Raw genomic sequence first — 4,051 nt, forward strand, 5'->3', positions numbered from 1 at the left:
CGCCAGGATCATGCGGTAGTCGTCCGGCAGGGCGGTCTCATCGGGATTCTCGCCGCGGTGCGGGATCAGCAGGACAGCCCGCCCCGCCACCCGGCACAGCAGGACGATCGTGTAGTTGGCTTTTTCCGCGTGGATGAACCGGCAGACATCGCTCACCGATCGCTCTCCTTCGCGAAAAAAGCTGTCGCTCTTTTTAGGATTTCAATCGTCTTCGCCTGCTCTACGGTGAGCTTCCGCAGCCGCTTAAGCTCCTCATCCCGGTCGCCCGCGCCCGGCGATAGGGCTGCCGCCACCGGCGCGGCCTCCGCGGCCCGGGCCTTCTTCACCCACGCACGCAGGCTTTCCGAACTGACCCCGAGTTCACGGGCGACATCAGTCACCGTCCGGCCCGACGACCGTACGAGCTCGATCGCGTCACACTTGTACTCGTCCGAGTACCGCTTCGTGTACTTGCTTCCCACCTGGTGCTACTTCCTCTGGACCCTCAGGGTCCCAGTCTCCAGGTGTCCATGATCAAGGGGAAGCCTCAATGTCGACTTCACCCCGCTGCGCGACGAGGACCGGGCCGCAGGCGGCTTCAGTCAGGCCTCCTGAGTGGCTGAGCGAGAAATCACCCAGGCCAGAGACCGCCGCGGGGTCAGCCCGCGCGGCGAGGGCGCGGTGCCATCATCCCCACGTACCAGAATCATGGCGCAGTGGCGCAATTTCGCTGTGCGACGCCTGCGCATCCTCGATGATGCTGTCATGACGGGGAAAGCTCTGGCGTGGTCTGGCGGAATCGTGACGGCTGTGACTTCGGGTGGTCTCATCTGGTACTTCAACCGCGTGGGGCTGGAAAAGGCGACCTCGCTGGCCGGGGTGGCGGGTTTGTTCGTCGCCATCGCCAGTCTCGTCGTGACCATTTGGGGGTTGGTGCTCCAGTACCGCCCCAGTGGAGGCGGACAGCACGTGGCGGCGAACGTCGGCGGAGGCGTGTACCAGGTGCGTGGGGCAACTGGCTCAGTCAAGATCAAAAGCAGTTCTTCGACGCCCACCCCGCCCCCGACGCCACCGGCAGGGGCACCGCAACCTCCGCGAGCCGTGCCCCGCGGTGATCAGACGGCCTCCGGTTCGATCTCCGGACCGGTCCACCAGGTCGACGGTGGCACGGACATTGAGGTGGAGTGAGGCTGCCGAACTTGCCTGACGCCTGGGGAAAGTGGGGACGCCGCCGCAGGGCCACCTCACAGTCCGTGAGCCGATCGACCGTGTGGGGCAGCCTCTACCAGGTCGACAGCGGTGGTGGCGCCGTCACCCTTCAGCACGAGGGCAACGGCGACATGACACGTCCCGGTTGTCCTCAAAGTCGGGCGGCAGGTCGTCCTCCGGGTTCTTCCAGCGATTCGCGCCCACCACATAGATCTCCCGCCGCCGCAGCGCGTCGCGCAGCACGCACAGCTCGTACGGGATCCGCTCGACGCGGCCCTTGTCGTCGACGACCGCCGCCCGCCACTGCTCGGGCACCACGTCGTCCAGCGGCACCTTCTCCACCGCGTCGAAGAACGCGGCCTCCTTCAGCGGCTGCTCCAGATACCGCTTCAGCAGATCGCGTCCATCACCGGCCGGTAGGCGGTGTTGTTGCACTTCAGCTCCAGCGCACCCAGCAGCGGCGAGAGCATCCGCCGCCAGTGCGCCGAGTACGACGACCGCAGCACAGTGCGCCCCCGCGCCTTGTAGCGGGCTTCGTTTGCCGCAGCCTCCGCCGCCAGCGCCTTGAGCGTCTTCTCCCCTCCGACCACCGGGACGATCACCCGCCGCACGATGCCCGACGGCTCCGACAACGCCGCCTCCGCCACCCGCAGCAGCATCGCCTCCTTGCCGCGGACCTTCTTCAGCTCCGCCCCCAGCTCCTTGTCGACCCGCCGCTCCGCCCGCGTGTTGATCTTCAGCACGAGCTGGATGAACAGGTCCACCAGCGAGTCGGTGATCTCCGTCTGCCGCACATGGCACAACGTGGCCAGCAGCGTCAGGCGCCGCGGCGGCTTCATCCGCTCCAGGTTCGCTGGGTACTCCTTCGACGCCCGCGCCCGCCAGGCACCGACCAGCTTCTCCGACACGTCCGCGAACAGGTCCGCGGGCAGCTCCAGGCGCCGTACCCGCTCCAGCTTGTTCACCTCGGCCAGCAAGCTCTCCAGACCCGGGCCGCCCGGGTCCGTCTTCAGCTCGGCGAAGTGCGAGCGCCCACCGCCCGCCACCGCGCCGCCGGCATCCACGTCCTGGCCGTCGTCATCGCCTGCGATCAGGACCTCCAGACGCGAGCGGGTCGCGTGGCTGAGCCGGTCCATCGTGCTGCGGCAAAACCGCTTCTCGAAGTCCTTGACCGCCTTGCCGACCAACCGCGGCATCTGTCCGGCGCCGGCGGTTCGATGTGGTCGTTGCGGCACCGCGCCACCACCGCGGCGGCGAGCCGGTCGCGCGACAGCTCCACCGAGCACAGCTCGGTCGCCAGCCACGCCGCCAACCGGTCCTGGTCCTCCTCAGTGTTCGCCCGGAACCCGTACGCCGCCCGGATCTCCCCCCGGTGCCGTTGGATCGCCTTGCCCTGCCAGCCGTAGTCCGCCCACGCGGTCGCGGGGACCTTCACCTGCTGGGCCACGTACTCCACCGCGGTGGCCGGGACCTCCCTGGCCGACTCCGGAAACCGAGCCTCCACCTCGAAGAACTTCAGCAGCAGCGCGAAGCCGAGCCGAGTCGCCCCGGACTTGTTCCGCACCCTCTTCATGTCGTCTTCGAGCAGTGTCCAGACCTCGATCAGGTCCTCCGGCTCCCAGTCCTGCCGCACCCGCCCCGCCCTCCCGTCGACATCACTCGTTCAGCTCATCGAGCCGCTCCGGCACGGGAAACGACATCCACGATGGTCACGCAGCGCTACATGTCCGGTCGCCGTAGCAATACGAGAACAGGGCCGCGCAGGTCAGGAATACCCGTTGTTTTTGCGGCGATTACTACGGGGACCCCGTACTGCGGATGGCCGCGCCCGACACCGACCCATGCCGCGTCAGCTCTCCGGGGCCTCGTCGGTGAGCCTGCGGCGAATCACCTTCGCCTCGCCGGTACGGCCGAGCCCGTCGAGTACGTCCGCCTGTGTCTCCTGCACGTCCCGTAGAAGCCCGGCGAACACAGCCGGTGTCTCCGCGGCCAATCGGCGGTAAATCTCCACGGCCTCCGCCACCGCCGTCAACGCCCCGGGAAGAAGGCCCGGTTCCTCACCGACTCGCAGCCTCGCCATCGTCCACAGCGACTTGGCGAGGTCGGGCTCGTATACGGAGGAGTTCTCCTTGGCGAAGCGGCGTCGGATGGTGACGACCTCCTCGATCGCGACCAGCGCCTCGACCAGTCGCCCCACCGCCCCGTACCGGATCGCCAGGATGGTCACCGAGTGAGCGAAATCGGGTTCATAGCAGACTGGATCCGCCCGCCGGCGGTAGACCTCGCCAGCTTCCTCGACGGCTGGCTCCTCGACCCGCCTTCCCAGCGACCCCTCCCAGATTGACAACTGGCTCAACACCTCGCTGAGGTCGGGCCCGTATGCGACGCGATCCGTCAGGCGGCGGTGGACCTCGACGGCTTCCTCGATCGCGGCCAGCGCCTCGACCAGTCGCCCCACTGCCCAGTACTGGCTCGACAGGTTCTTCAATGACCTGGCGAGGTCGGGTTCGTATGCGGCGGGATCCGCTCCCGCCAGAGGGCGATGAGCCTCGACGGCTTCCTCGGTTACGGCCAGTGCCTCGGCCCGCCGCCCCACCTCGCCCAGCCGGACCGACAGGGTGTTCAATGCGTTGGCGAGGTCGGGTTCGTATGCGGCGGGGTTCCCCCCCACCAGGCGGCGTCGGATGGTGACGGCTTCCTCGATCGCGGCCAGTGCCTCGGCCCGCCGCCCCACCTCGCCCAGCCGGACCGACAGGGTGTTCAATGCGTTGGCGAGGTCGGGTTCGTGCGCGGCGGGGTTGGCCTGTGCGAGGCGGCGTCGGATGGTGACGGCTTCCTCGATCGCGGCCAGTGCCTCGGCCCG

At 68.2% G+C, this 4,051-nt stretch carries 6 protein-coding genes; 1 reads left to right on the forward strand and 5 read right to left on the reverse strand.

What is annotated here, in order from left to right; translation table 11 throughout:
* Window positions 1–152: 152 nt before the first annotated feature.
* Window positions 153–461: a transposase gene (locus ACZ68L_RS46085; RefSeq protein WP_469590793.1), complete on the reverse strand. Its 309-nt coding sequence runs from the start codon at window positions 459–461 to the stop codon at window positions 153–155.
* A gap of 226 nt (window positions 462–687) precedes the next feature.
* Between ACZ68L_RS46085 and ACZ68L_RS46090 the strand changes: the two genes are divergently transcribed.
* Window positions 688–1,167, forward strand: a complete 480-nt coding sequence (locus ACZ68L_RS46090; RefSeq protein ID WP_469590795.1) for a hypothetical protein — start codon at window positions 688–690, stop codon at window positions 1,165–1,167.
* A 123-nt stretch (window positions 1,168–1,290) separates the two neighbouring features.
* On the opposite strand, the gene ACZ68L_RS46095 is transcribed toward ACZ68L_RS46090, so the two are convergent.
* From ACZ68L_RS46095 to ACZ68L_RS46110, 4 genes are all read right to left on the reverse strand, one after another.
* On the reverse strand, window positions 1,291–1,623 hold the full coding sequence (locus tag ACZ68L_RS46095) for a hypothetical protein (protein ID WP_469590797.1): 333 nt from the start codon (window positions 1,621–1,623) through the stop codon (window positions 1,291–1,293).
* Window positions 1,578–2,324, reverse strand: a complete 747-nt coding sequence (locus ACZ68L_RS46100) for a hypothetical protein (RefSeq protein ID WP_469590799.1) — start codon at window positions 2,322–2,324, stop codon at window positions 1,578–1,580. Before ACZ68L_RS46100 ends, ACZ68L_RS46095 begins: the two co-directional genes overlap by 46 nt.
* Window positions 2,279–2,821 (reverse strand): DUF4158 domain-containing protein, encoded by a 543-nt coding sequence (locus tag ACZ68L_RS46105; protein ID WP_469590800.1) that lies wholly within the window; start codon window positions 2,819–2,821, stop codon window positions 2,279–2,281. Before ACZ68L_RS46105 ends, ACZ68L_RS46100 begins: the two co-directional genes overlap by 46 nt.
* 216 nt (window positions 2,822–3,037) lie before the next feature.
* The coding region (locus tag ACZ68L_RS46110) for a tetratricopeptide repeat protein (RefSeq protein ID WP_469590802.1) at window positions 3,038–4,051 on the reverse strand (1,014 nt) is incomplete at its 5' end.

The sequence above is a fragment of the Streptomyces sp. NPDC104309 genome, from assembly GCF_055584025.1.

Excerpts from the sequence above, each read along its gene's own strand:
- ACZ68L_RS46090 (WP_469590795.1), top strand. The coding sequence starts at position 688 with ATGGCGCAGTGGCGCAATTTCGCTGTGCGACGCCTGCGCATCCTCGAT.
- ACZ68L_RS46100 (WP_469590799.1), bottom strand. The coding sequence starts at position 2,324 with ATGGACCGGCTCAGCCACGCGACCCGCTCGCGTCTGGAGGTCCTGATC.